This is a genomic window from Leptotrichia sp. oral taxon 847 (assembly GCF_001553645.1).
GTDB lineage: Bacteria > Fusobacteriota > Fusobacteriia > Fusobacteriales > Leptotrichiaceae > Leptotrichia.
On record NZ_CP014231.1, the window covers coordinates 729,909 to 755,193 of the forward strand.

Annotated in this window: 30 protein-coding genes; 5 read left to right on the forward strand and 25 right to left on the reverse strand. The window is 28.0% G+C overall.

Annotated features, from left to right (window positions below):
* Window positions 1-12 precede the first annotated feature (12 nt).
* The 3 genes from AXF11_RS03280 to AXF11_RS03290 all read left to right on the forward strand — a co-directional run bounded on the left by AXF11_RS03280 (window position 13) and on the right by AXF11_RS03290 (window position 2,501).
* Window positions 13-834, forward strand: a complete 822-nt coding sequence (locus AXF11_RS03280; RefSeq protein WP_068154892.1) for a tetratricopeptide repeat protein — start codon at window positions 13-15, stop codon at window positions 832-834.
* A 63-nt stretch (window positions 835-897) separates the two neighbouring features.
* The gene (locus tag AXF11_RS03285; protein WP_068154894.1) at window positions 898-1,845 is read left to right on the forward strand and encodes a DUF4037 domain-containing protein; all 948 of its coding nucleotides are present in this window, start codon (window positions 898-900) and stop codon (window positions 1,843-1,845) included.
* A 23-nt stretch (window positions 1,846-1,868) separates the two neighbouring features.
* Window positions 1,869-2,501 (forward strand): DUF4125 family protein, encoded by a 633-nt coding sequence (locus tag AXF11_RS03290; protein ID WP_068154896.1) that lies wholly within the window; start codon window positions 1,869-1,871, stop codon window positions 2,499-2,501.
* Window positions 2,502-2,595: 94 nt separating this feature from the next.
* On the opposite strand, the gene AXF11_RS10565 is transcribed toward AXF11_RS03290, so the two are convergent.
* From AXF11_RS10565 to AXF11_RS03305, 4 genes are all read right to left on the reverse strand, one after another.
* A complete protein-coding gene (locus tag AXF11_RS10565) occupies window positions 2,596-2,733 on the reverse strand; it encodes a hypothetical protein (protein WP_156440373.1) in 138 nt (45 codons plus the stop codon).
* A gap of 121 nt (window positions 2,734-2,854) precedes the next feature.
* Window positions 2,855-3,916 carry a hypothetical protein gene (locus AXF11_RS03295; protein ID WP_068154898.1) on the reverse strand — a complete coding sequence of 354 codons (1,062 nt, stop codon included), beginning with the start codon at window positions 3,914-3,916 and terminating at the stop codon, window positions 2,855-2,857.
* A 252-nt stretch (window positions 3,917-4,168) separates the two neighbouring features.
* Window positions 4,169-4,735, reverse strand: a complete 567-nt coding sequence (locus AXF11_RS03300) for a cob(I)yrinic acid a,c-diamide adenosyltransferase (RefSeq protein WP_068154900.1) — start codon at window positions 4,733-4,735, stop codon at window positions 4,169-4,171.
* Window positions 4,736-4,767: 32 nt separating this feature from the next.
* A complete protein-coding gene (locus tag AXF11_RS03305) occupies window positions 4,768-6,309 on the reverse strand; it encodes a YifB family Mg chelatase-like AAA ATPase (RefSeq protein WP_068154902.1) in 1,542 nt (513 codons plus the stop codon).
* 218 nt (window positions 6,310-6,527) lie between these two features.
* On the opposite strand from AXF11_RS03305, the gene guaA reads away from it, so the two are divergent.
* Window positions 6,528-8,081, forward strand: a complete 1,554-nt coding sequence (guaA, locus tag AXF11_RS03310; protein ID WP_068154904.1) for a glutamine-hydrolyzing GMP synthase — start codon at window positions 6,528-6,530, stop codon at window positions 8,079-8,081.
* A gap of 250 nt (window positions 8,082-8,331) precedes the next feature.
* Here the strand turns inward: guaA and AXF11_RS03315 are convergent, their stop codons facing one another.
* From AXF11_RS03315 to AXF11_RS03365, 12 genes are all read right to left on the reverse strand, one after another.
* Window positions 8,332-8,982 carry an NUDIX hydrolase gene (locus AXF11_RS03315; protein ID WP_068154909.1) on the reverse strand — a complete coding sequence of 217 codons (651 nt, stop codon included), beginning with the start codon at window positions 8,980-8,982 and terminating at the stop codon, window positions 8,332-8,334.
* A 24-nt stretch (window positions 8,983-9,006) separates the two neighbouring features.
* Window positions 9,007-9,408, reverse strand: coding sequence for a hypothetical protein (locus AXF11_RS03320; RefSeq protein ID WP_068154911.1), 402 nt, complete (start codon window positions 9,406-9,408; stop codon window positions 9,007-9,009).
* Between the two features lie 84 nt (window positions 9,409-9,492).
* A complete protein-coding gene (locus AXF11_RS03325) occupies window positions 9,493-10,638 on the reverse strand; it encodes a restriction endonuclease subunit S (protein ID WP_082729370.1) in 1,146 nt (381 codons plus the stop codon).
* 8 nt (window positions 10,639-10,646) lie between these two features.
* Window positions 10,647-12,689 carry an HsdM family class I SAM-dependent methyltransferase gene (locus AXF11_RS03330; RefSeq protein ID WP_156440375.1) on the reverse strand — a complete coding sequence of 681 codons (2,043 nt, stop codon included), beginning with the start codon at window positions 12,687-12,689 and terminating at the stop codon, window positions 10,647-10,649.
* 65 nt (window positions 12,690-12,754) lie between these two features.
* The gene (locus tag AXF11_RS03335; RefSeq protein WP_068154916.1) at window positions 12,755-13,936 is read right to left on the reverse strand and encodes a phosphopentomutase; all 1,182 of its coding nucleotides are present in this window, start codon (window positions 13,934-13,936) and stop codon (window positions 12,755-12,757) included.
* A 75-nt stretch (window positions 13,937-14,011) separates the two neighbouring features.
* Window positions 14,012-14,590: a hypothetical protein gene (locus AXF11_RS03340; RefSeq protein ID WP_068154918.1), complete on the reverse strand. Its 579-nt coding sequence runs from the start codon at window positions 14,588-14,590 to the stop codon at window positions 14,012-14,014.
* Window positions 14,591-14,611: 21 nt separating this feature from the next.
* Window positions 14,612-15,109, reverse strand: a complete 498-nt coding sequence (locus tag AXF11_RS03345; RefSeq protein WP_231724757.1) for a hypothetical protein — start codon at window positions 15,107-15,109, stop codon at window positions 14,612-14,614.
* 22 nt (window positions 15,110-15,131) lie between these two features.
* Window positions 15,132-15,590 (reverse strand): immunity 51 family protein, encoded by a 459-nt coding sequence (locus AXF11_RS03350; protein WP_060918367.1) that lies wholly within the window; start codon window positions 15,588-15,590, stop codon window positions 15,132-15,134.
* A gap of 277 nt (window positions 15,591-15,867) precedes the next feature.
* A complete protein-coding gene (locus tag AXF11_RS03355) occupies window positions 15,868-16,554 on the reverse strand; it encodes a hypothetical protein (protein WP_060918368.1) in 687 nt (228 codons plus the stop codon).
* Between the two features lie 81 nt (window positions 16,555-16,635).
* Complete coding sequence (locus AXF11_RS10395; protein ID WP_082729371.1) at window positions 16,636-16,743, reverse strand: huntington interacting protein HYPE; 108 nt, start codon at window positions 16,741-16,743, stop codon at window positions 16,636-16,638.
* A gap of 6 nt (window positions 16,744-16,749) precedes the next feature.
* The gene (locus AXF11_RS10400; protein ID WP_082729372.1) at window positions 16,750-16,929 is read right to left on the reverse strand and encodes a hypothetical protein; all 180 of its coding nucleotides are present in this window, start codon (window positions 16,927-16,929) and stop codon (window positions 16,750-16,752) included.
* A 281-nt stretch (window positions 16,930-17,210) separates the two neighbouring features.
* Window positions 17,211-17,564, reverse strand: coding sequence for a winged helix-turn-helix transcriptional regulator (locus AXF11_RS03365; protein WP_068154920.1), 354 nt, complete (start codon window positions 17,562-17,564; stop codon window positions 17,211-17,213).
* Between the two features lie 132 nt (window positions 17,565-17,696).
* On the opposite strand from AXF11_RS03365, the gene AXF11_RS03370 reads away from it, so the two are divergent.
* The gene (locus tag AXF11_RS03370) at window positions 17,697-18,497 is read left to right on the forward strand and encodes an amidohydrolase family protein (protein WP_068154923.1); all 801 of its coding nucleotides are present in this window, start codon (window positions 17,697-17,699) and stop codon (window positions 18,495-18,497) included.
* 325 nt (window positions 18,498-18,822) lie between these two features.
* On the opposite strand, the gene AXF11_RS03375 is transcribed toward AXF11_RS03370, so the two are convergent.
* The 9 genes from AXF11_RS03375 to AXF11_RS03410 all read right to left on the reverse strand — a co-directional run bounded on the left by AXF11_RS03375 (window position 18,823) and on the right by AXF11_RS03410 (window position 25,099).
* Entirely contained in the window at window positions 18,823-19,578 is a 756-nt protein-coding gene (locus AXF11_RS03375; RefSeq protein ID WP_335338997.1) for an endonuclease/exonuclease/phosphatase family protein, read from the reverse strand.
* Between the two features lie 6 nt (window positions 19,579-19,584).
* Entirely contained in the window at window positions 19,585-20,088 is a 504-nt protein-coding gene (locus AXF11_RS03380) for a DKNYY domain-containing protein (protein ID WP_231724758.1), read from the reverse strand.
* A gap of 20 nt (window positions 20,089-20,108) precedes the next feature.
* Window positions 20,109-20,336: a DKNYY domain-containing protein gene (locus AXF11_RS10820; protein ID WP_231724759.1), complete on the reverse strand. Its 228-nt coding sequence runs from the start codon at window positions 20,334-20,336 to the stop codon at window positions 20,109-20,111.
* Window positions 20,337-20,406: 70 nt separating this feature from the next.
* On the reverse strand, window positions 20,407-21,120 hold the full coding sequence (locus AXF11_RS03385) for a DNA-3-methyladenine glycosylase (protein WP_068154927.1): 714 nt from the start codon (window positions 21,118-21,120) through the stop codon (window positions 20,407-20,409).
* Between the two features lie 53 nt (window positions 21,121-21,173).
* The gene (locus AXF11_RS03390) at window positions 21,174-22,169 is read right to left on the reverse strand and encodes an SH3 domain-containing protein (RefSeq protein ID WP_231724760.1); all 996 of its coding nucleotides are present in this window, start codon (window positions 22,167-22,169) and stop codon (window positions 21,174-21,176) included.
* A gap of 262 nt (window positions 22,170-22,431) precedes the next feature.
* Complete coding sequence (locus AXF11_RS03395; protein ID WP_068154929.1) at window positions 22,432-23,649, reverse strand: ATP-binding protein; 1,218 nt, start codon at window positions 23,647-23,649, stop codon at window positions 22,432-22,434.
* 178 nt (window positions 23,650-23,827) lie between these two features.
* The gene (locus tag AXF11_RS03400; protein WP_068154932.1) at window positions 23,828-24,103 is read right to left on the reverse strand and encodes a Txe/YoeB family addiction module toxin; all 276 of its coding nucleotides are present in this window, start codon (window positions 24,101-24,103) and stop codon (window positions 23,828-23,830) included.
* Window positions 24,097-24,336 carry a type II toxin-antitoxin system Phd/YefM family antitoxin gene (locus AXF11_RS03405; protein ID WP_036099819.1) on the reverse strand — a complete coding sequence of 80 codons (240 nt, stop codon included), beginning with the start codon at window positions 24,334-24,336 and terminating at the stop codon, window positions 24,097-24,099. The genes AXF11_RS03400 and AXF11_RS03405 overlap by 7 nt, the downstream gene beginning before the upstream one ends.
* Window positions 24,337-24,601: 265 nt before the next feature.
* Entirely contained in the window at window positions 24,602-25,099 is a 498-nt protein-coding gene (locus AXF11_RS03410) for a hypothetical protein (protein WP_068154933.1), read from the reverse strand.
* Window positions 25,100-25,285 lie beyond the last annotated feature (186 nt).

Genomic DNA, 25,285 nt, shown 5'->3' on the forward strand with positions numbered 1-25,285 from the left:
GAATTTTTAACAATGAATATATTTGAGAAAAAAATAAAAATTAACGAACTTACAAATTTAAGAAATAATCTCATGAAAGAAGGAAATGTTACAAAGGAAGTTGAAGTTTTAAAAGAATTGGCACCGCTTATTGAAGAAGTTTTCGGTGAGAAAAGTGATGAAAATATAAAAATTTTAAATGAAGTTGGAGGAACTCTAAAATATGTAGGAGAATACGATACCGCCAAAAATGCTCTATTAAAAGCGCAAAAATTTATTGTTGAAAAATATGGAAAAGATAGCGTTCCTTACGCCACTTGCAGCTTAAATTTAGCTGAAGTTTACAGATTTATGAAAAAATACGATCAAACAGAAGAAATTTATTTAAATGCAATGAAAATTTATGAGAAAAATAATTTACAAAATGACTATGTTTATGCAAGTGTGTGCAATAATTTAGCTCTTTTTTATCAAGAACTTTCACAATTTGAAAAAGCAATTTCACTACAGGAAAAAAGTTTAAAAATTTTGGAAGAAAAAGGTGATAATCCAATTCAGTATGCAATAACATTAAGTAATCTTGTATTGCCTTACATAAAAGTAAAAAATTTAAAAAAAGCAAACGAATATCTAAAAAAAGCGCTAAACTTAATTGAAATCGAAGTTGGAAAGTCGCATAACTTGTATTCCGCTATTCTAAACAATATCGCAAGTTTTTACTTTGAAGAAGGTGAATACAAAAAAGCTCTGGAACTTTTTAACGAAAGTTTGGAAATTTGCAGAAATACTTTCGGTGAAAATAGTAACAACTACAAAAATATCTTGGAAAATATAAAAATTGTAAAGGAAAAATAGGAGAAGATTCAGAAAAAAATTTAGAATATATCAGCTGGTAAAAAATAAAAATAGGAGAAAAGTATGCAAAAAATTAAAGGACTAGAACTATCAAAAAAATATTTTCAAAAAATTTATTTCCCAATTATAAAGTCAGAATTTCCTGATTTATTAAAAAGAATGGCAGCAGGACTTGCAGGAGAAGGCTCTGAGTGCTTTGGTTTTGATGACGAAATCTCACGTGATCACGATTTTGGTCCCTCTTGCTGTATCTGGCTAGATAACGATGACTTTAAAAAATACGGCTCCAAACTACAAAAAAGACTAGACGAATTGCCAAAAGAATTTATGGGATTTCCCATTTTTGAAGAAAGTGAATTCGGAAACAATAGACGAGGAGTGCTAAATATTGATGACTGGTACTACAAATTTTTAAATAGATCCAGCTGTCCACAGAATTTATACGATTGGCGTCTAATCCCAGAAGAATTTCTTGCAACCGCTACAAATGGCGAAGTTTTTTTGGACAACTTAGGAAAATTCTCAAAGATAAGAAATGATTTAAAAAATTATTTTCCAGATGACATAAGACTAAAAAAAATTTCTGCAAGATGTATGAAAATGGCACAATCTGGACAATACAACTACTATCGCTGTATGCGAAGAAATGAAATTATTGCAGCAAGACTTGCTGAAAGCGAATTTATTTCTGAAGCCATTCATATGATTTTTTTACTGAATAAAACTTACAAGCCTTTTTATAAATGGATGTCTAAAAAAATGAAAGAACTTCCTATTCTAGGCGAAAAAACTTATTTTTTAATTGAAGAATTAGTAAATCTTCCAACAGGCGCACAAAATAGAAAAGCTGAAATAATAGAAAAAATAAGTATGCTTGTAATTAGTGAACTAAAACGACAAGATTTAGTTCCAAGACAGATTCCAAGCGATTTTTTACAAGACTACGGATTTTTTGTCCAGCAAAAAATTAGCGACGAAAAGTTACGAAACTTACATCCTGCAATGGACTAAACTAAATAAAAAGGAGGTTAAAAATGGATACAAACGTCACGAAGAAAGAGAGTTATATAAGACAGATTTTAAAAAGAGAATGGGAATTTTTTCAAAAAGTGCACCACACTGAAGGAAGAGCTGAATGTCAAAATAATCCAACTGAATTTGAAATTATGAGAAGAAGCCAGTGGGAAACATTCCCTTGCGAAATTTTGGAAAGTTATTTGGAAGATTTAATTTTAGCAAAACACAAAAATCAAAATTTAATTCAGGATAAATATGCCAGAATGATGGAATTTAGCGCTCCTTCGGAATTTGAACTAATAAAATCATATTTGCCAGAAATTTCTTTAGAAAAAAAAGAAATCATAAAAAAAATTGTAGAAATTTATTTAAACTGGGAAATTGAAGCAATAAAAAAATACCCGCATCTAACTTCAAAAGCAAGACCGCTTTATTCAAAAGACGACACGCCAAATTATACTTCGATTGAAACATACTTAAAAGGTGAATTAGCTTCATACTCTCTAAAAACTCTAAAATTATATTATAATTTTATTTTGGAATATTTAAAAGATAACAAAAATTTAGCACTTGAAAATATTCAAAATGTTGTTTTAAAAAAAGGTTTTTCTTCCCTGGAAGAAGCTGAAAATATAAAAACAAAATTCTAAACAAAAAAACAGGTTTTTTAAGGACCTGTTTTTTTACTTACCTGTACCATAATATTATATTTTGAGTTTATACAAAATTCTGGACACTCTCTACTTATCTTATCTTTCTATTTTTTTTATTAATTTCATCTGCCATTCTTTTTGCAGTTTCATAATCGTACAGTCCTTCAACACCATCTACTCTATATAAATCTACACCTTTATCTGTTTTTACATATTCTATTTTTACCATTTTTCTTACCTCTTTTCAAAAAAATATTTAAATAGATTATGTCATACTTAAATAATTTTATCAAACACAAATTAGCACAGAGATAGTGTAAAAATTTTAGGGACAAATTTTAATTTCAATATTAATTTAATAAATTTTTATATTCGACTTCTGTTTTTTTTATGATTTCTTCTTTCTTTTCTTTTATCATATTTTTAAAAAATACATTTTTTATTTGATTGCTTTGAGATAAAAAGTAATTTCTTACATTTTCTATAATATTTTTTACATATTCTTCTTTTGTTTTTTCCTGCGCTTGTTTTAATGTTTCCTTTTTTTCTTTTAATAATTCTTCCAATGACTTTATTTCTTCTTGCCAACTCAAATCAAGCCTTTTTGTTTCATAGACATTCTCCACATCAAAATCATCCAGAATATTCATATTTTCTATCTGCGTATTAAATTCATTTTCAATATCTTCTTTTTTTTGATCCCATTCCAGCTGCTTTGAATTATCTTCGTAAGGAACTTCTATCATTTTAGTTTTTTTACCAAAAATTTTATTGCTTAATTTTCCAAAAAATCCATCGCCACGACTTACTTTTTCAAATTTTTTTAAATATTTTGTTTCAGTTTGCGGTCTTTCGCCTAAATCATTCAATTGAGAATTTCTAATATTTCCAATTTTTTCCAATCTTTCTTTTTTTACTTTATATTTTTCAGATTTTTCAATAGCCCACTGTTCCCTTATTTTTTGATTATTATAATTCATTTTTTTATAAAAAATTTCTCTTTTTAATTTTTCTATTTCATCTTTTTCACTTTTAAAATCTTCTATTTTTCTTTTTATTTCCGAATCAAAAAAAGAAATTTTATTACTCTGATTCAATTCTTCAGAATAATTTTTTATTATTAGTTTTACTTCTGAAAATAAATCATTAAAATTTACATTCACAAATTTTTTGTTTTTTTCTTTTATTTCACTTATTTTTTGAATCATATCTTTTTCCAGTGATTGACTCACATAAACCTCAATATTTTCCAAACTCCCATACACTTTTCCTTCCAAAATTTTTACAATTTTATTTTCAGATTTTTTAAACTCTGATTCCAATTTTTTATTTATCGAATTTTCTATTTCATTTGTTCTAATTTCCAAAAGATTTTTTATATTTTGTAATTTATCTATTTTTTGTCTTTCCATTTCAACTCCAATTTTTTTAATTTTTTATTCTTCAATATATTATACTAAAAAATTGAATAGAAAACAAAGGTTTTTTTATTAAATTTATAAATTTTTTCTAAAATAAAGTAAAAAAATCAATTTTATCAATTCTTTTCACATTTAAAATTTAAAAATTTCTTTACTTAATTTGAGATTCTACTAAAAAATAAAACTTAAATTTTCGCTAAAAAAGAAAGAAAAAATTTTTTTTATTCTACGTTATCATAAATTCTATTTAAATACTTTCGGACTTTTTTTATACACCACTTCTTTAACACCCATTTTTACATTTGACACACATGCAACTACAAAAAAGTAATCTGAAAGTCTATTTATGTACTGCAACCCATATTCATTCACATCTTCATTCCCCTCGAGAAGTTTTACCATTTTTCTCTCCAACTTTCTAGTATTTGCACGAATCAAATGAAACAAGCTTGAAATTTCACTACCACCTGGAATTATAAAACTCTCCAATTTTGGCATTTGTGGAATATATTTATCGAGCAATTCCTCTAGCCATTTTACATCTTCATTTGTCTGTTTATAAGGTCTTAATTTATCAGGTGTTGATAGATCGCTACCACAGTCAAATAGCTGTTGCTGTATTCTCTCACATTCTTTTTGAATTTCTTGTAGTTCCACTACATTTCGCATTTTTGCAACGATTATTCCAAGTAATGAGCAAACTTCATCTGCAGTCCCATAGGCATCCACACGGATATTACTTTTACTGATTTTTTTCCCGCCATATAATTTTGTAAATCCTTTATCCCCATATTTTGTATAAATTTTCATAATTTTTTATCCTTTTTATTTTATTAATTTTTTTATTTTTTTCGGTAATTTAGCGCTTCCAGCAAATGCTCCTTTTTTATATTTTCTTCTCCCCCGAGGTCGGCAATCGTTCGAGAAACCTTTAATAACTTATCAAACATTCTCGCTGATAACTTTAAATTATCAATCGCTTCTTTCATTATTTCTTGTGTTTCCGCATCAATTTTACAATATTTATTTATTTGCCTTTTAGTCATCGCATAGTTTAACATGTCTGATTTAAAGCGTCTTTTTTGGATAACTCTAGCTTTAATTACTCTTTTTTGAATACTTTCAGACTTTTCCGACAAAGTTTCACAAAACATCTCCTCTTTTTTTAACTGGTGCATTTCCACATATAAATCCATTCTGTCCAAAAACGGTCCTGAAAATTTTTTCTGGTATCTCTTTATGTCCAATAGACTGTCGCTGCATAGTGGATTATCCGGGAAATATCCGCTTGGAGTGGGATTTGAAGCTGTGATCGTTATACTTTTTACAGGATACGTTATTGTAAAATTTGCTCTTGAAATAACTATTTTCCCATCTTCAAGAGGCTGCCTCAAAGTTTCCAGTGTCTTTCCTTCAAATTCTCCTATTTCATCCAAAAACAGTACTCCATTTAACGCCAAAGTTATTTCTCCCACTCTCGTTGCTCCCCCCGCAAGTGCCACTTCTGTTGCCGAATAATGTGGTGCACGAAAAGGTCTTTTGGTAATTATTGGATCTTTTTCACTTAAAAGTCCTGAAATGCTGTAAATTTTTGTAGTTTCAATTATTTCTTCTTCTGTCATTTCGGGAAGTATTGTCGTAAATCTTTTTGCAAGCATTGATTTTCCTGAACCAGGATCTCCTATTAAAAATACATTATGACCTCCTGCAGCTGCTATTTCCAGCGCTCTTTTTGCCAAAAGCTGTCCTTTCACATCACAAAAATCTATTATCTCATCTTCATTTTGAGAATTTTTTTCTTTTATTTCTGCACTTTCCAATATCTCAATATTTTTTTTGTCCGCATTTTTGCAAAGTTCTTCCACACTTATTTTATTTTCCAAAAAATCCAAAACTTCTTGTATATTTTGCACGGGAACCACTTCAACTCCCGAAATCAACTTAGCTTCATTGTAATTTTCAAGTGGTACAATAACTCCTAAAAAATTTTTTTCTTTTGCCAAAATAGCTGCATTTATCGCACCAGTTACCGACTTTATTTTCCCGTTTAATGAAATTTCTCCCAAAATTAAATATTTTCTAAAAATTTCAATATTTGAAATATTTCCAATATTTGCAAGTATTCCCAAAAAAATACTCAAATCAAAATGACTTCCTTTTTTCTTTATATTTGCCGGAGATAAATTCACAAGAACTCTTCTTACAGGAAACTCAAATCCCATATTTTTAAAGCAGCTTCTGATTCTTTCTTTACTTTCAGAGATTGCCTGATCTCCCATTCCAACAATATTAAACACAGGAAGTCCACGTGATAAATCAACTTCCACTTCCACAATATATGTATCTATCCCAAAATAGCTACAACTAAATAAACTTATAGCCATTATTTCCCCCTTTTAAATTTAATAAAATTTTAACAATATTATTATACCATTTTTATTTTAGTTTTTCAAACAAAATAAATATTTTTTCTCAAATAAATAGAAAAAATTTAAAAATAATGGTAAAATATAACAAATAATGTTAATAACTATAATATAATCTAAAAATTGAATTTTTTTTAATAATTTTATAAAATAAAAACTATTACGAGGTGAAAAAATTGAACGAGAAAAGAAAAAAAATTTTAATTGTTGATTTTGGATCGCAATACACTCAATTAATTGCAAGAAGAATTAGGGAAATGGAAGTTTACTGTGAAATTGTTCCATTAATCGATATAAAAAAAATTAAAGAGGGAACTGAACTTGTAAAAGGTATCATTCTTTCGGGAGGACCTGCCTCAGTTTACGAAAAAGGTGCTCCAACGGTTGATAAAGCTATTTTTGATTTAAATTTACCAATTTTAGGAATTTGTTACGGAATGCAGCTAATTACATACTTAAACGGTGGAAAAGTTGAAAAAGCTGATTCGAGAGAATTTGGAAAAGCAACTTTGGAAGTCATTGATGAAAAAAATCCTTTATTTAACGGTATTAAAAAAACTTCAAGCATTTGGATGAGCCACAGCGATCACATTACAGAATTACCCAAAGGATTTGAAATAATTGCAAAAACTGACTCTTCCATAGCTGCAATTACCAATAATAATGGAATTTATGCACTGCAATTCCATCCAGAAGTAGTTCATTCTGAATGTGGAACTCAAATTATTTCTAACTTTGTTTTTAACATCTGCGAATGTGAAAGAAACTGGAAAATTACAAGTTTCATTGAAGAAAAAACAAAAACGATTAAAGAACTCGTTGGTAATGAACACGTGTTACTCGCATTGTCAGGCGGTGTAGATTCTTCAGTTGCAGCTGTTTTGATTAATAATGCAATTGGAAAACAGTTGACTTGTATGTTTGTAGACACTGGACTTCTTAGAAAAGATGAAGGAAAAAAAGTTTTAGAATACTACAAGGAACATTTTAATTTAAATATTGTCTTTGTTGATGCAAAAGATAGATTTTTAAATAAATTAAAAGGTGTAGATGAGCCAGAGAATAAAAGAAAAATTATTGGGCATGAATTTATCGAAGTTTTCAATGAAGAAATTAGAAAATTAAAAGGTCGCAAAGGTGCAAAATTTCTAGCACAAGGAACAATCTATCCAGATGTAATCGAATCGCAATCAATAAAAGGTCCTTCTCATACGATAAAATCTCACCACAACGTTGGGGGACTGCCAGAAGACTTGAAATTTAAACTATTGGAGCCCTTAAAAGAATTGTTTAAAGATGAAGTAAGAAAAGTTGGACACGAATTGGGACTACCTGACACAATTATTAATAGACACCCATTCCCAGGACCAGGACTTGGAATTAGAGTAATAGGAGAAGTTACGCCTGAAAAAGTAAAAATTTTACAAGAGGCTGATGACATTTTTATTAACGCTTTGATGGAAGAAGGATTATACGATAAAGTTGACCAAGCATTCGTTACACTATTACCAGTTAAAACAGTCGGAGTTATGGGAGACCAAAGGACTTACGAATATGTAGCAGCTATCCGTTCTGTAAACACTATTGATTTTATGACTGCAACTTGGTCAAAACTTCCTTATGAATTTTTAGGAAATGTTGCGAACAAAATCATCAATAATGTAAACGGTATAAACAGAATTGTTTATGATATTTCTTCTAAACCTGCAGCTACGATTGAGTGGGAATAATTAATAAAATTAATTTTAATACTTTAATTACTGCCTTTGAGTATATCAATAAAATATAAAAGTACTAAAAAAGTACTAAAATGAGAGTGTCCAGAATTTTGTGTAAACTCAAAATATAATATATGGTACAGGATGGTATTTTTATCATCCTGTTTTTAAATCCTTCCTTCAAAATAAATACTTAACTGATATTATATATCTTCAATCATTCAATGATAAAAAATTCATATTTTCACCTTTATTCAACTTTTTAATCAAAAATAACTTTCCATTTATCCCTATTTCTATTCGCCTCAAAACACATTCTTATATGTTCAACCGTAATTTTTTTTGCTTCCAATTCAGGCAATTCATCAATCCCAAAATATCTACTATCAATCGTTTCAATATTTTTCTCAAATTTTCCACTCACATACTCACATAAAACAAATACTTTCGTTATACCATACGGTATCTTTTTACCTTGATTTTTTGTAACATCAAGCAAAGCTATAATCATCTCAGCATTAGCCTCGATCCCAGCCTCTTCCTTAACTTCCTTTAACACATTTTCCTTCACAGAAAGATAAACATCCGCCCATCCACCTGGTAACGCCCATTTCCCGTTACTTTCCTGAATTAAAAGAATTTTATCATTTTCAAAAATCACGCCTCTCACATCAATCTTAGGCGTCTGATACCCACTTTCATTACAAAATAAATCCTTTACCTTTTCCACCGAAATCTCAGTTTTGTGTGCCACCATTTCTGCTGAAATTTCCCTAATTCTCTCAAACCGCTCAATATCAAATTTATCTTTTCCATAAGCAAGTCCTGCTTGTGCTAGACTTTGAAGTTCAATTGCCCAGTCTAGCCATTTTTGTTCTTCCATTTTTTTCTCCGATTTTTTTCCATCTTTCATTAATCATTACTCTCCATCAAAACTCTACTCCTCAACATCCACTTTTATCACTTCTCTCATAAACATCAAATACAAAAATAAAACTAAAAAAATAAAACTAATACTTGTTCTCAAAAGAGACGGTTTTGGCAAAATAAAATTATTTATTATGAGCTGCATTACTATCATCATTATCGGCAGACTAACATCTATCCTTACAGAAACCCTTGCCTCCTTCTCCGCCACCTTAATTTTCTTCACAACCTTTTTAAGTCCAGTCCTAAATATCGTAACTTCATGCTCCCCTTTTGAAACTTGAATTTCCAAATATTTTTTTCTAAATTCTATCGGATTTCCACCATCTATTTTTACTCTGTAGCTGGTTGTTCCGTTTTTATCGGCTTTTTTTTCTTTTATATTTAGATTATTTATTATTAATTTTGGCATTTATTCACCTCCTTATTAAATCATTCGTAAAACTTACTCAATAATTTCAACTTTCTTTATTACAAAGCAAGTTCTACTATTTGACTATTTATTTGATATTACTTTTTTCGCTACTTTAATTTTTTTATCAGTATATAAAACAACATCTTTTATAATATCTTTTTGAATCGCTAAGATTAACATTTCTATAAATTTAAAATCAATTTCATTATTTTTTATTGGCAAGTATATTTCTTGATTTTCGATAATATTTATATTAAAACTTGAGCTTCCCCAAGCAAACATACTAAAAGATTTTGCCATTGCGCTCACAAAAAAATGAGAATTTAATTTATTAAACTCTTTGTATTTGGATTTTATAATTTTTATTTTATCTCCTGTAAAATATGGTTTTTCTTGATAAAACATTGTTGCAGTATCTTGACCAAATGATATTGTATTTCCATCATTTAAAAATTTTTCATCTTCTTCTAAGTAACCTCGAATTCCATTATTCAAAGCTGTTCTAACAACATAAGGATGTCCTTTTTCTAAAATATTAACTTTATTTGCATCAAATCTTTTTTTATAAGAATTTACTTCAAATAAATCTCTTATTTTAAACTCTTTCCATTCAATTTCATCTTTTCTAAAAATTTCCAAAATTTTCTTCTCTTCAAAGGTTAAAACATAGTCCGAAAATCCTGTAATTACTAAATAAGCCTCCAGCTTGGATATTTGACAAGCCTCCAGCTCGGATATGAACCCTGTCATAAACTCAAAATCGATTGAGCCATCATTTTTAATGGGTAATTGTATTTTCTCTTCCTTGACTTTTTCCCAACCAGCTTTATTAGTCCATTCGTATTTTCCATGAAGAATTTTTGAAATACTTGCAACAAAATACAAATATTGATTATCTGTTAGAACATTATCTGTAAATATCCATTTTATTGCATAAGCATCCTGTAAAATGGTAAATTCATTTTTCTGATAAAACGTTGCACCCGTATTTGCTCCATTTGCTGAGATTGAAATTACATTTTTTAATATTGTTGCTCCTTCTATATTTGCATAATTATTCAATCCTTGATTTTGAATCCCTGCAGTTAATACCGGTAATGTAAAATTTTCTTTATATATACTAGATAATTCACTTGTTTTATACGGTAATCTATTTACTTTTATTTTTTCGAATAAATCTCCTATTTTAAACTTCGCCCACTTAACTTTTTCTAATTTTTTAGCCAAGTGGGTATCTATTTTCCCAGTTCCTCATCTTCTTTATTTTCGTTTTTCAAAAGATTTGATACTTCCCAAGCTAAATAATCCCGAACTGTCTTTTTAAAATCTTCCAATGTTGGTTTTGTGTCTATTGGAGCTGATTTGTTCCAATCTGTACCACTTTCTGGATCAATAGTGTCTTCGTAGTATTCTTTTTCTGTAAAAATATTTAATTTTGATTTTCCAAAACGAACTAAATTTATTAGCTCCTCGTATCTTCCTTTTGCATTATTTGTGTCTTTTAAGTTATTTTTTGCTTTTTTACGGTTTGTTCTAGTGTAACCGTCATCACTAAAGTCTATAAATTTTACCATCTCATCTTTTTCATGCCGTTCTCCAACTTTAAAAACGTAGATATTAGTTTGAACGCTTGATTTTCCAATGAATAAATCAATTGGCATTTTTATACTTGCTAACAATGTGTTATTTTTTAATATTCTTTTATTTATTTCTTTTGCTTTTCCGCTTCCTGCTGAATTTTGAATAATAATCGCAGCATATCCTTTATTCATCATGTTTAATGCTTTCTCAACAAAAATCATACCGTTTCCTTCTGCTGAATACGGTGGATTTAAAATAAATGCTGTTGCAGGAAATTTTTCATCTTTTTTTATAAATCCATATTCTCCATCAAAATCTGTTAATGAATTTTTATTTAAAATATTAGAACTTCCGTCTCCCATCATAATCATATTCAGAATAGCAAGTATATAAATGCTCGGTAGCAATTCCAGTCCTAAAAGTTGCTCAGATTTTATTTTTCTTTCCTTTTCGTATATTTCTTCAGGTGAATTAAGCGTATTTTTAGCATCGTTTATCATTTCATTCATTGCAGCAACTAAAAGACCCGCAGAGCCTGTTGCAAAGTCCCACACATACGAATCTTTATTAACTCTTGCAAGTTTTACAAGTAAATTTGCAACATAAGCTGGTGTAAGTACAACATCATTAAGTTTATCCTGTGTAAATCCAAGCCACGAATACATTTCATTAAATAATTTTCCTGTAAAATCAGTTGTAAGCCCTATTTTATAGTAAATTCCCAAATCATCCACTATTTTTGAAAATACTCTTTTTAATTGTGTTTCTCCATTTTCTATTTTATTTAAATTTTCAGATAAAATCGTATTTTCTAAAGTTCTAATTATTAAGTTTTGCTTTTCTCTTGGCAAATTTTTCTCTTCTAAAAAAGCCCTTACTCTTCTCATTAAAATTTCGCCATCTGTTTCACTTTTCATTGGAGATGATTTTAAGTCTTGTTTTTCTAATACTGGAACTTTTCCTGGAATACCAATTGTCGCAATAATTGAAGCTGCAACAAGATACACTCTGTCATTTTCTCCAAGACCTTTTTCATTTTGATAAATATCATTATTTAATTTTGTAAGACTGCTGTCAATTTCTCTTTCTCTTTGTTCTTTTATTTTATCCAATTCTTCCTGTGATAATTGCAAAGTTTTAACATCATGTATAAATTCGTCAAAATGTTCTTTACTTAAAAAAGAAAAATCATCATATTCCTTTACTTTCTGTCCAACTCCAAAATTGGATTCTGAAACATAATAAACTCCTATTGAGTGTTTTATTTCACCTTTGCTGTCTTTATACCCTGTCATTCCAATAGAAATTATATCTTTATAATTTGTATAATGAAGTAATGCATTTGCATAGTGAACAGCTCCGTTTACAGCATACGAATTTATATTTTTCAAATTAGGTTCATTATTGCTTTTTATATTTTCCACATTTCCATTTTTATCCAGTTTTTCTAATTTATCTTTGTAACCTTTATATTCAACTAATATCGGATAATTATTTAATTCTTTATCTTGTAACAATAACTTAACATCTGGACGATTTGTACCTTTTCCACCACTTTTTGAAAAGTATTCTTGCAATGCTTTATCAATTTCATCATTTAACTTTTCCTGTTCCAGTTTATAATCAAGATTATAAGATTTTAGCCACGAATTTGCTAAATCTGCTATATTAGGTTCTATACTTTGTGCTTTTGCCATTATTTATTAGCTTCTCCTTCTTTATGTTTTCCCTCAATCGTATATCCCCTAATCTATTTTTTCAATTAATCCTCCAAAATTTCTTTGGCAAAACTCCCCTCTTTTTCAGTCCCCAATAAAATTTCCTCAACAGTTGCTGCAATATCAGAAAAAGTCTTTCTAGTTCCAATATTTACATTCTTTTTAACATTTTTACCGTAAATCAATATTGGAATGTACTCTCTTGTATGGTCAGTCCCTTTGTACGTAGGATCATTTCCGTGATCAGCTGTGATAATCAAGATTTCATCATCTTTCAAATTCTTTTCGATTTCAGGAAGCCAGTTATCAAATTCAATCAAAGCATTTACATAACCTTCCACATTTCTTCTATGCCCATAAACTGCATCAAAGTCAACTAAATTTGTAAAAATTAATCCTTTTGTATCTTCCTTCAATGCAGCTATTGTTTTCTTAATTCCATCCAGATTATCTTGATTAGCTTTTCTGTTGTCTGTAATCCCTTTTCCATTGAACAAGTCGCTCGTTTTCCCAATTCCAACTACATCAAGTCCAGCTTTTTTCAATCTTTCAAGCATTGTTTCTTTTGGCGGATCAATCGAAAAATCGTGTCTGTTTGCAGTTCTTTTAAATTCTCCAACTTTTTTACCAACATAAGGTCTTGCAATTACCCTTGCCACAGGTGATTTCTCATTACAAATTTCAAGTGCAATTTCACACGCTTTGTAAAGTTCTTCTAATGGTATAATTTCTTCACTTGCAGCAATTTGAAACACAGGATCTGCTGAACCGTAAACTATCCAATTTCCTGTTCTAATTTGTTCTTCTCCATATTGATCAATCGCTACAGTTCCTGAGATTGGCTTATTCAACATAACCTTTCTTCCAGTTTTTTCTTCAAATTCCTTTATAACTTCATCTGAAAATCCATTTTTATAATTTGGAAACGGTCTTTCTAGCGGCACACCAGCCATCTCCCAATGCCCAGTCGTAGAATCCTTTCCTTGCGACACCTCAATCGCTCTTCCATAGGCCCCTTCAGCATTTTCCACAGCTGGAGTCCCTTCAATCTCAGTAATATTTCCAAGTCCCAATTTACCCATATTAGGCAAATTCATTCCCCCATGAGCTTTCGCCATATTCCCTAAAGTATTTGACCCACAGTCATCAAATAAATTCGCATCAGGCAATTCTCCTGCTCCAACACTGTCTAAAACTATTATTGTTATTCTTTCTATTTTTTTCATTTTCTTATCTTCCTTTCTTTTTTATTTAATTATATCTTTTATCTGTTTTAAAAGCAATTAATTTTAAGATTTTTTTTATTCATCAGAGCCATAAACAATCATTAATAAATATTCTTTATACCGTATTATTCCTGCTGAAAAAACATTGTATGCATAAAATTCACTTAAAATAGCTTCATATTTCTTTATCGCTACATAAAAATTTACAGGCTCACCAAACCAATGTGTTATTTGATAAAAAAAATGTCTTACATTCCAGTATTGTTCCTTTTTATCTGCTTTATTTTCTAAATTTTCAATTATTTCCTCAACAGTAAATTCTGTTTGCAATTTAATAAATTCAGAAATTTTATCGTAACCAGTTTTTGTTTCATTTTGTTTTATCAGCTTTTCGTATTTTCTATTTTTTTTGAAAACAATATTCAATTTTTCCAATTTTTTTCTAATATTATCATCTTTTTTCTCAGATGAACCACTTTCATAATATTGCAATAATTTTTTCTTTATTATTTCATTCAAATCATTATTTTTATCATTATCAATAAAAAATGTATCAATATATATTGCCGTATATTCAGGACAAACCTTCATCCCATTATTCCAACACACTGAGACACCTTCAATAAACCCTTCAATGTAATCTCTATTCTTCATTGTGATAATTCCTTTTCAAAATTATGATTTTTTATAAATATTTGTCAAATCGTCAAAAACAACTTTCTCATAAATCTCAGCATCAGTTATAAACATATATCCATCAAAAAATACTTCATCATAAGCCCACACACTAAATTGACTAATAGAATATGGCATTATTTCATCAATTATTAAATTTTGAAAGAAAAAGTTTTCTGTAATAATTCCATTTCTAGCATTTTCTACATCGTATTTAGTTAAGCTATTTTCCAATTTTTGAATAACCTTCTCCAATGGAACAGACAATTTATTCTCTTTTAAACGGCTGTTCGCCATACCTAAATATTTTTTTACAATGCTATTTTTTATTTTGACATCCCATTCTTTTACATTATCAAGAATAAGAGACATCTGTTTTTCCAATTCCTTATTATAAATTTCAGCTTCTTCCATTGATACATGCACTTTTTTCCCAAGCCAATTAACTTCAAAGTCCTCAATTTCGCCATTATCATTTACATTAAACGCTATCTTCATTTTCCCTCATTTCTATTCTTACCTAGAATGAATCCCAGAAAATATCATCTCCGTTTTCCTCAATATACTTATAAATTTTATCTTCATTTTCAATCAAATCCTCAACTATTTCAGCCACTTTCCGTATTTTTTCCCAGTTTTCCTCAGTATTACCAATATAACGTCCGACATATCCACCTGCTTCAGGATCAGAATCATAATTTTCATAAAGTTCCGGATAATTAGTCTCCAAATAACTTTCAATTAAAGCCGCCCATCCATAGCCGTTTAAATAAGCTTCTTCATTAATCTCAGATACTTTTTCAAAAATTTCATCAAATTTTTTATCATTATTCATTAGGCAAAAGGCTACTTGATTGTTAATATCATTCTTTATTTCCTGTATTTCTTCTTCTGAAAGTTCCATTCCACTTTTTTTCAAACTTTCAATATATTCCTCAAACCCTTTGTAATCTTGCTCATCAACTGCTACATATTTCATAAATTTCTCCTTCTTTTCTTCATTTTATTTTTAACCAATCTCCAAAACCGCCATGTATGATAAATGTTCATTCCTATAAATCATTATTTTTAATAGAATATATAAATATGTGTAATATTCATATAAATACGTACTTTATAATTTTATTTATCATATTTTTTATAATTTTTAGGCATTACATTATTTTGAAAATAATAAAAATTAAATTTTACACTATTAAAATTTGTATTTTCATAATTAATTATTACTTTTTTATCTATTTTAAAAACAATTAATTTTAAGATTTTTTATAATATTTCTCTGCAATATCTGTTACATCTATGCTTACATCTAGTTCTGTATTCAAATATATTTTATCATCCTTTTTCAAAAATGCTTCCCAAATTTTCCCTGTATTCAAATAAACCATAACAATTTCAAAATCATTTTTTAAAATTGTTACTATTTCTCTATTTTTTAATTCCGATATTTCTTTAAAAAAATTTTCAATATTATCATCTAATTTATCTATATCAACAAAATATATATCATAAAATAATTGTTTTTTATATTCTTCAAATGTATCAAAATATCCTTTAAAATTACTCAATCCTAACCACTGTAACAAAATATCTAAACAAGAAATTTCATCTATTAAACTTATTTCTTCTTTAGACATCAACCTCAATAACTGCTGTTCAGTAAATTTTAAAGGTAAATATTTATAATCGTACTGATAAATTTTTTCTCGATATGGAACCATCAAAAAATTATTCTCAAATTTTACTATACCTGTATCACATTTATTTTTTATATCTCCATAATTAAATTCAAACACAAACTTATATCGTACTTCTTCATTATAAGAAATTAATTCATACCAATATCCATAATAAACAATTTCATTATTTTTCATAATTTGAAGATAATCCTCGTAACAACTATCATAATAATTTTCATCCCAAGTAATTATACTTACATCCATTTTATCTCATCCTGTTTATATTAATTTATTCTTGAATTATCATAATTTTTTATAATTCTTAAATATTTAAAAATTTAAATTTTATTTCTTCCTATACTTTCTCCCTTTCTTCTCTCCAATCGCCTCCAAAATCCCATTTTTCACAAGTTTATTCAAAAATCTTCTTGCCGTAGAATCCGAAACATTCAAAATTTTTTAAGCCTCACTATTGTCAATATAATTATTTTTCTCAAAATACACTTCCAGTATTTTCAGTCTTCGTAGCTCTTTATCAGTCATTTTATCAGTCAAAATATCAGTCATTTTTAAGTCTTTTTTTTCTTTTTTCACAATATTTCTAATTTTTTCTATTATATACAATAGTAAATTTAACAACTATTCTTCTTTTTTATAATCATTCATTGATATTCTTGCTGGTATTTCAAGACAATATTTTTCTTCCATCAACAAAAATTACAACGAAAAAATGTTCTTATCACACACTTTTTACAACGAAAAATGCAAATATATTGCAAAAATTACAACGATACTTTATCATTTTTAAATTTATTAAAAGCCATACAAACACCTTTATTTCATTAAATAATAGCTTTAACAACTCTATTATGATAGAAAATATTTCTTACTTGAAAATTTTGTTTCCGCATAACTTATTTTTAAACCTTATTTATAGTATTATTATCAATCAATTCCAAATATTCATTTCCCCAATCGCATAAAGTTTTTAATACAGGCTCAATAGAACTGCCTATTTCAGTCAGAGAATATTCAACTTTTGGAGGAATTTCAGGATAAATAGTTCTTTTTATCATTCTTTTATCTTCAAGTTCTCTCAATTGCTCTGTCAAAGTTTTCGTAGTAATATTTCCCAGGTTTCTTTGCAATTCATTAAATCTGACTACTTTTTTAATATACAAATTCCATAAAATCCTTAATTTCCATTTTCCACTGAGTATGTTTATTCCTAACTCCATTGGACAAGCGTTTGAAACTGCTTCTGTTTTTGACATATTTTTCCTTCCTTTAATAAAGTATCAAAAAAGATACTTTATATCAAAAATGTGCGTACTTGTATTGATTACAAGAGGTATGTTATACTTTATTATATCAAAAATAATAAAAATATGAAAGGATGAGACGACATGATAATAGATAGCCACGAACATTTAATGTTGCCAACAGAATTACAAATTGAACAAATGAATAAAGCAGGAGTCGACAAGGCAATACTTTTTACAACGACTCCACATCCTGAAAAAGCTAAAACATTGACTGAATTTAAAAATGAGATGTCAATTTTATTTAAAATTTTAGGTGGAGAAAATTCTCTTGAAAATAATAAAAAAAGATTTAAAAAGGATATTTCTGATTTAATGAAAGTGATAAATAATTATCCTGATAAATTTTATGGCTTTGGAACAGTTCCACTTGGATTATCCCTTGAAGAAACTCAAATTTGGATAAAACAATATATTATTGACAATGGATTAAAAGGCATTGGCGAATTTACACCTGGAAATGATGAACAAGTAAGCCAATTAGAAACAATTTTTAAAGCACTAAAACAATATGAAAACTTTCCCATATGGGTTCACACTTTTAATCCAGTCACTCTAAACGGTATAAAAATTCTCGAAAATCTCACAAGAAAATATTCCAAAACACCAGTAATTTTTGGGCATATGGGAGGTTATAACTGGATGGAAGTAACAGATTTTGTAAAAAATACGCCAAATGCCTACATTGATTTATCCGCTGCTTTTTCTACACTCGCATTAAAAATGATAATAACAGAAGTTCCTGAAAAATGTCTATTTAGTTCTGACGCTCCTTACGGTGATTCATTTTTAAATAAACAAGCAATAGAATATTTAAGCCCATCTAAAAAAATATCAGATAAAATACTTGGAGAGAATATCATAAAATTATTAGAATTAAAATAAATATATTTTTTGATTTTTTTTAGCAGGGATATTCTCGCCATGCCCCTATTAATCTTCGAAATTTTTCTACACTGACCAAAAACTCCCTTCTGATTTAAAATAAAAAGTTTTTTAAAATTTAAATAGGGGTATAAAGATTAAGCTGTGTCTGAAAACTCAAAATCTATGTTATTTTTAATATTTTTTGATTTTAGAAATTGTACAAAGTACGATAAAATCAGTATTTATTATTTTTGAATTTAGAAAAATTTGTTAAAAATTCATCATTTTGAGAGTTTTAAGACATGCCCTAATTCAAAAAATTTCAAAATCATTTCCAATAAATTTATTCCACCTCAAAAACCGCCATATACGGCAAATGATCCGACAATTTCGTCCAATCCCTCGAATCATCATTAATATAAAAACTCTTTTTTACTTTGTAATCCGTCCCCTTTTTGACCATTACATAATCAATTCTAGATGTTTCAAGCTCCCTATTTTCAGAATTTTTCTTATTTTCCAAATCTTTACCCTCAAAATAGCTGTCATTCCAATCTTTCCTAATTTTCGCATAATATTCTGTCGTTGGCAAAAGATTAAAATCTCCACACAAAAACTTCACATCGCCCTTAAATTCCTCAATTGCAGCAAACAAATCAGCCAATTCCTCAGTTTTATTGTCCAAACTGTTATCAAGATGTGTATTTACAACTAAAATTTTCTTTTTAAATTTTGAAGTATTTAATCTAGCCGCCAAAACTTGCCTTTTTTCCTTGCTTTTTCCAGGTAGCTGATGAATGTAAATATTTTTCACATCATACTTTGAAATAAACGCAATTCCAAACTCACCTTTATCAAAATACATCGTTTTCTGAAAATAATGATAATGATAACCCAATTCTTGTGCCATTTCCTGTACAACATTCCGAAATTTACTTCTTTTTGTATTTCTATCGACTTCCTGAAGTCCGATAAAATCTGGATTATACTTTTTTAAGCTCCGAGCAAGTTCCCTTCCATTAGTGAGTCTTGCCCCGAAAATATTGTATGTTATAAGTCTAAATTCTATTTTTTTATTTTTTCTGTGTAAACAATTGATTTATTATTAATTAATCCATCCCCATTCATCTTCAGTCAAATTTTCATAACTTCGATTTTTATCTTTCCCATCTCCATTAGGAAGCACTTCAAATGTATTATAATCCGCACCTTCTAAAATTTTTCCCTTAAAATAAATATTTTTATCATCTTTTATAAACCAGTCATTCAAAACTTCTACTTTATCTTTATTAATTCCATTTATTTCTTTAATAGTATAACATGAATAAAAACATCTTATTGGTTCATTTTTTATATAATATACATTGTATTTATCTTTTCCATATAATGTAGCATATATTATTCCATTTGGCAAAAATTCAAATGTTTCAGGATTTTTAATTTTTCCTAATAATGGAGAAGGATCTATTACTTCATTCCCGCTATAAACATGATTTTTATCCTTTGCATAATCTTCATTTAAAACTTTAAAACTCATAATATCAGCATTTTCTATTTTTTTATCCCGATAATAAATTTTATTCTCATTTCTCCAATAATTCCATCCCAATTTCTCAAAATTTTTAATTTTTAATTTTTTATTTTTTCACCCATATAATAAACATTCTTATCATCTTTCAAAAGATTATCTCCTATCAACTCAGCAGTTTTTGGATTTGCCCCTTTTAAAATTTTACTTTCATAATAAACCTTACCTTTATCTATCGAATAATATTCTCCTATAATTTGTGCAACATCCCCAAATTCCACATTTGATAAAACTAGAAATAACAATATTTTCAAGATATTTTTCTTCACATATTCTCCTTTCGATTCAAACTCAAAATTTTATAAATTTCTTTTCAAACAAAAATTACAATAAAAAATCTCACTCCCAAACATCATCTTTCATATCCGCTTTCCTTATCCCCGAAACAAACCTATTCCCGTCTACAAAAAACCTCAATTTTTTCTCAGTCCAAACACCTTTATTCGGGACTCCAATTCTCGCAGAAGTACCTATTTTCTTAGGAATTTTAGCATTTTCAAAATCAAGATACAAATATTTTTCATTTATTTTAGAAATGTCATATTTAATTCCAAAATTTTCATTTTCTAATTTTTCAGAAAAATTTTCAATTTCAAACATATTTTTCTCAATAATCTGAATTTCCGTCTTATAAAATCTATCGTCAATCCCAAACGCCTTTGTAAATTTTCCTGGACCATTACTCACTAAAATTCCACTTTTTCCACGATTTTCTTCCATTCTTTCGACATTCAAAATTGGCTCTATTGCTCTAATTAACACACTTTGCGGATTTCCTTCCTCACAAGTTACAATATTTAACATTTTATGAGAGTGTATCGAGTGAATATAGACAGTTCCAGCCTTTTCAAACAACGCTTCTACTTTTGGAGTCCGTTTTTTCGCGTAACCGTGAGCCGCTCTGTCAAATTCACCCAAATACGCCTCCGTTTCAACAATATATCCAGCAAATATCTCATTTTCATTCTTTGAAATCAAAATTTTCCCAAGTAACTCCTTTGCTATTGCAACAGTATCTTTTTGATAAAATTTCTCTATTTCTTCAAAAGTCATTCTTTTACTTCCTTTATTCTTTTGTATTCTCAAATTTCTGTATTTTAAAACTTTTAATCAACATATTTTTTCAACTGGCTTTTATGAATAAAACCTCTATATTCCTTTGTTTTTGAGAGTTTATTACTCTCATCAGGATACTCAACATCAAAAATATAATACCAGTCGCCAGATTTTGTAATATATTTTACAATAGTTCCGTTGTCCATTTTTGAAATAATTTTTGAGTCTGTTGTCGGTTTTTCACGCAAATTCGCATATCCATCCTTTGAACTCACTTTATATTTTTTCAAATCAAAAGGCTCATTAGGATCTGCAAACTCTTCTTCAGAATCCTTCGATTTTTTCGTTTTTATTTCAGTAATTTTCGATTTTGCACCATCAACTCTCTTTAATTCTGTAGCATAAGCGTAAACAGTCGTAAAATCACATTCCGTATACGGCAAAACCTTTTTTATCTTGACTGTCGCTGGAACTTCAAATTCTCCTTTACGAATTTTTTGCATTTTTTTGTACTCTTCTGGAAAACTTTTCTTCAATGTTTCAGTTATAATTTTCTCATCCTTAGCTGCTTCCTTTTCATAATCCACATTCACATCTGGATTATTATAGTCAAAATCTCTAAGTCTTAAAACCAGTGGCTTCCCATTCACAATATCCCTATTTTCAGGATAAAACAGCATCTCACCATACCCAGTACCCGAGCAAGGCACCTCTGGATCACTTTTATCCCAATCCATCTTAAAAATTCCTCTTAAATTCAAAATTACACCGTTATCAGTCAATAAAATTTCTTGAGCATTTGTATTTTTCCCAAAACTAATTACAGAAATTAATAGCAAAAATACAAAAAATAAATAATTTTTAAATTTCATCTTTCCCACCTCTTTTTTATTAAAAAAATACAAATATTTAATATCCAGAACCTTTACTTTTAGCCCAGTCACAATCGCAATTCCAGAACTTGTTCCCAATCTTTCAGCACCCAATTCAATATATTTTTTCGCAGCTTCAAAGTCTTTTACTCCACCACTTGCCTTAACCAACATACCTCATTTACGTAAACAGAATAAAATCTATACTTCTTAGCCTCTTCACAGAATTTTTTCACATCTTTTCTCACAGTAATCGCTTTCAAAATTGTATGATCGATAAATTTGTTTATTTCCATTATTCCCATTCTGTTATTTTTTTGTTTTTCTATTATATTATATCGGCTTTTTTGGGTTTTAGCAACATTATTTTATATAGCAGAAAATGCTGAAAAATATTATTTTTAATCAGTGTTGTTCTTTTCAATTATTCATTTTTTTAGCTATCTTCTTTTGTTAAAAATTCTATTAAGTTTACATGCTTTATCCCATTTCTTGACATATCAAATTCATCCATCGACAGCACATATTTTGGATAATTGTCTTTAATGTTTTCTAAAACTGAAAATTCTTTTTCTTTTGTATCTTCTGAGGCTAATAAATAACTTACTTGAATATATATTATTTTATCATTTTTTTTACAGACAAAATCTATTTCAAGATTATCTACCTTTCCAATTTTTACATTATATCCTCTTCTCAGCATTTCAAAATACACAATATTTTCCAGCACTTGATTTATATTTTTCTGATTATTTTCCATTATAGCTTCTCTTATCCCATGATCAGCTATATAATATTTTTCATTCACATTCAGTATCTTTTTTCCTAATAAATCATTTCTAGCAACTCTATAAATTAAAAATGCCTCTTCATATGCCTTTATATAGTTCAGTATTGTTTCTGTTGCCACTTTTCTATTTTCACTTTTAAAAAATTTAGAAATTGATGTCGCTGAAAATGTATTTCCAATATTCATAACAATATAATTTAGTATTCTTTCTAGCAAATCTGTATCTCTAATATTATTTCTCTGCGTAATATCTTTTAATATAATAGAAGCATATAAATCCTGTAAATACTGCATACTTGCTTCATAATTATAATCCAAATTATGAAGAAACGGCATTCCTCCAAATTTTATATATTTTTGAAATGCTTCTTTTACTTTTATTTCTTGATTTTTCTCCTGTATAATTTTAAAAAACTCTTTAAATGAAAACGGATACACAACAAACTCAATATACCTCCCAGCCAGATATGTTGAAAGTTCTCCTGAAAGCAGCTTAGCATTTGAGCCTGTAATATAAATATCAAATCTAAACTCTTCATCTACCCTCAAAGAGTTCACACAACTTTCCCATTCTTCCACTTCTTGAATCTCATCTAAAAAAATATAGTAACTCTTATATTTATCATCAACCTTATTTAAAATAAAATCATACAATTTCTCATAATTTTTTAGATTTCTATATTTCAAATTTTCAAAATTAATATGAATAAACTGATTTTCATTTATTCCTCTATTTTTCAATTCCTCCATTAAAAGTTTTAACATAACTGATTTTCCACTTCTTCTTATTCCTGTCAAAACTTTTATCACATCTTTATCAATAAAAGGTACTATTTTTTTTATATATTCATCTCTTTTTAACATCTTATCACCTCTTTTCAATTATAACTTACAAAAAATCGAAAATCAACATTTTTATTAGTTATATCTTACAAAAATATTTTTTTCTACAATTTTATCAGTTATAACTTAGGTAAATAAATATAAAAATTTAAAAAGATTAGCTTTCACTTTATACAAAAACTAATCCTTATTTAATCCATTAAAATTCATAATGTGTCCACATACTGATAATATTTATTCTTTTTTCTTCCTCAATAACTTCATATACAAGTCGATGTTGCTTATTAATTCTTCTTGAATAATATCCCCTCAAATCTTTCGTTAAAATTTCATAAGATGGTGGCGTCTGAAAAGGATTTCTCTTTAGAAGATTTATCAATTTATCTACATTATTTTTTAATGCTGGAAATTGTTTTATTTTCTCCTTGTCTTTATTAGCTTTCTTTAAAATATAAATCTTATATTCTTCTACCATTCAAAAACCTCATAATCTTCATCAGTAGCATTCTTTGCAGTTTCAATCTTTTCTTTCATATTTGGATCCGATAATAAGTATAAAGTTTCTAATAAACCGTTATATTCAGCTTCACTAATAATAATCGCATTTCCTTTTTTTGTATTCACGTTAATAACATCATTATAGTCAATCGCTGATTCTAAATAAGAAAATAAATTTTTTCTCAAATTAGTTGCATTTGTATTTGTCATAAAAATCACTCCTTTTACCTATGTACATAATACAGTACATAAATAGAAAAGTCAAGATTTTTTTCATATTTTCATGTTTATTTTTTTTGTTGCACTTGATTTGACAAGACATCACCTCTAAATATTTTGTTCAATCTTAATATTTTCTTAATAAAAAGTTACTAAAATTAAAACAGCTTATGATAACAGCTACATTTTTTAAATTTTAAAAAAAAATAAAACCCAGATAGTTTTATTTTAGTCAATTTATCTGAGTTTTTTTAAATTATTTAGTTTGTATTGGTTGTACTGGCTGTATATTTACATATCCTTCCAGTTGTTTAAATTTATTTGTATTCACAAATTTTTTTCGCATTTTTTCATAATCTACATCTGTCAATCTCTTAGCTTTTTCTCCATTTGAATATGAGCTTCTCAAAAATATTGCAACTTCAACCATTCCAAAAGCGTTTTTATCAGCATCATAATTATCTTTTAGTGCCTTTTTAGAAACTTTAGCGTTTTCAATATCATTTATATAATCATCCACAAGTCGTATCTTATCTCCAGTTTCAAGATATTTTTGAGCTTTTTTCATAAAATTTTCCAAGACTTTCGCATATTCTTGACTATTCAGCTCTTTCGAACTGCTTTTTATATTTTTCAACTTAATCGTAGTTTTTTTGCCATTTTTAAATCTTCTTTGTTTTACTTTTGCATTTCCAACAGAATTTACACACATTACTAACAAAATTGCTAAAATTATTTTTTTACCTTTTTTCATTTTGAACTCCTTTTTTACAATTAATAACTATTTTTACAATTGTTAAATTTCTAAATACTTATTTAGTCTGAACCTCTCATGACTGAAGTTGTGAGGTTCTTAAGTACTATTTAGTTTCTTTTGAATATCTAATATTCAAATACTAGCTAATTTCCTTAAGACTTTAATGGACAAACTCTCCGTTGA

Coding starts and splice junctions, on each gene's coding strand:
- AXF11_RS03370 (WP_068154923.1), top strand. CDS start 17,697: ATGATAATAGATAGCCACGAACATTTAATGTTGCCAACAGAATTACAA.
- AXF11_RS03390 (WP_231724760.1), bottom strand. CDS start 22,169: ATGTTGGTTAAGGCAAGTGGTGGAGTAAAAGACTTTGAAGCTGCGAAA.
- AXF11_RS03395 (WP_068154929.1), bottom strand. CDS start 23,649: ATGTTAAAAAGAGATGAATATATAAAAAAAATAGTACCTTTTATTGAT.
- AXF11_RS03350 (WP_060918367.1), bottom strand. CDS start 15,590: ATGAAATATGTAGCAGTTGATGAGCAAGATTACAAAGGGTTTGAGGAA.
- AXF11_RS03400 (WP_068154932.1), bottom strand. CDS start 24,103: ATGGTAGAAGAATATAAGATTTATATTTTAAAGAAAGCTAATAAAGAC.
- AXF11_RS03330 (WP_156440375.1), bottom strand. CDS start 12,689: ATGGCAAAAGCACAAAGTATAGAACCTAATATAGCAGATTTAGCAAAT.
- AXF11_RS03405 (WP_036099819.1), bottom strand. CDS start 24,336: ATGACAAATACAAATGCAACTAATTTGAGAAAAAATTTATTTTCTTAT.
- AXF11_RS03385 (WP_068154927.1), bottom strand. CDS start 21,120: ATGACTTTTGAAGAAATAGAGAAATTTTATCAAAAAGATACTGTTGCA.
- AXF11_RS03410 (WP_068154933.1), bottom strand. CDS start 25,099: ATGAAAAAAGGTAAAAAAATAATTTTAGCAATTTTGTTAGTAATGTGT.
- AXF11_RS10565 (WP_156440373.1), bottom strand. CDS start 2,733: ATGGTAAAAATAGAATATGTAAAAACAGATAAAGGTGTAGATTTATAT.
- AXF11_RS03280 (WP_068154892.1), top strand. CDS start 13: ATGAATATATTTGAGAAAAAAATAAAAATTAACGAACTTACAAATTTA.
- AXF11_RS03285 (WP_068154894.1), top strand. CDS start 898: ATGCAAAAAATTAAAGGACTAGAACTATCAAAAAAATATTTTCAAAAA.
- AXF11_RS03290 (WP_068154896.1), top strand. CDS start 1,869: ATGGATACAAACGTCACGAAGAAAGAGAGTTATATAAGACAGATTTTA.
- AXF11_RS03345 (WP_231724757.1), bottom strand. CDS start 15,109: ATGAAGATAGCGTTTAATGTAAATGATAATGGCGAAATTGAGGACTTT.
- AXF11_RS03295 (WP_068154898.1), bottom strand. CDS start 3,916: ATGGAAAGACAAAAAATAGATAAATTACAAAATATAAAAAATCTTTTG.
- AXF11_RS03355 (WP_060918368.1), bottom strand. CDS start 16,554: ATGGATGTAAGTATAATTACTTGGGATGAAAATTATTATGATAGTTGT.
- AXF11_RS03300 (WP_068154900.1), bottom strand. CDS start 4,735: ATGAAAATTTATACAAAATATGGGGATAAAGGATTTACAAAATTATAT.
- AXF11_RS03320 (WP_068154911.1), bottom strand. CDS start 9,408: ATGCCAAAATTAATAATAAATAATCTAAATATAAAAGAAAAAAAAGCC.
- AXF11_RS03365 (WP_068154920.1), bottom strand. CDS start 17,564: ATGTCAAAAACAGAAGCAGTTTCAAACGCTTGTCCAATGGAGTTAGGA.
- AXF11_RS03305 (WP_068154902.1), bottom strand. CDS start 6,309: ATGGCTATAAGTTTATTTAGTTGTAGCTATTTTGGGATAGATACATAT.
- AXF11_RS03335 (WP_068154916.1), bottom strand. CDS start 13,936: ATGAAAAAAATAGAAAGAATAACAATAATAGTTTTAGACAGTGTTGGA.
- AXF11_RS03315 (WP_068154909.1), bottom strand. CDS start 8,982: ATGAAAGATGGAAAAAAATCGGAGAAAAAAATGGAAGAACAAAAATGG.
- AXF11_RS03340 (WP_068154918.1), bottom strand. CDS start 14,590: ATGAAGAATAGAGATTACATTGAAGGGTTTATTGAAGGTGTCTCAGTG.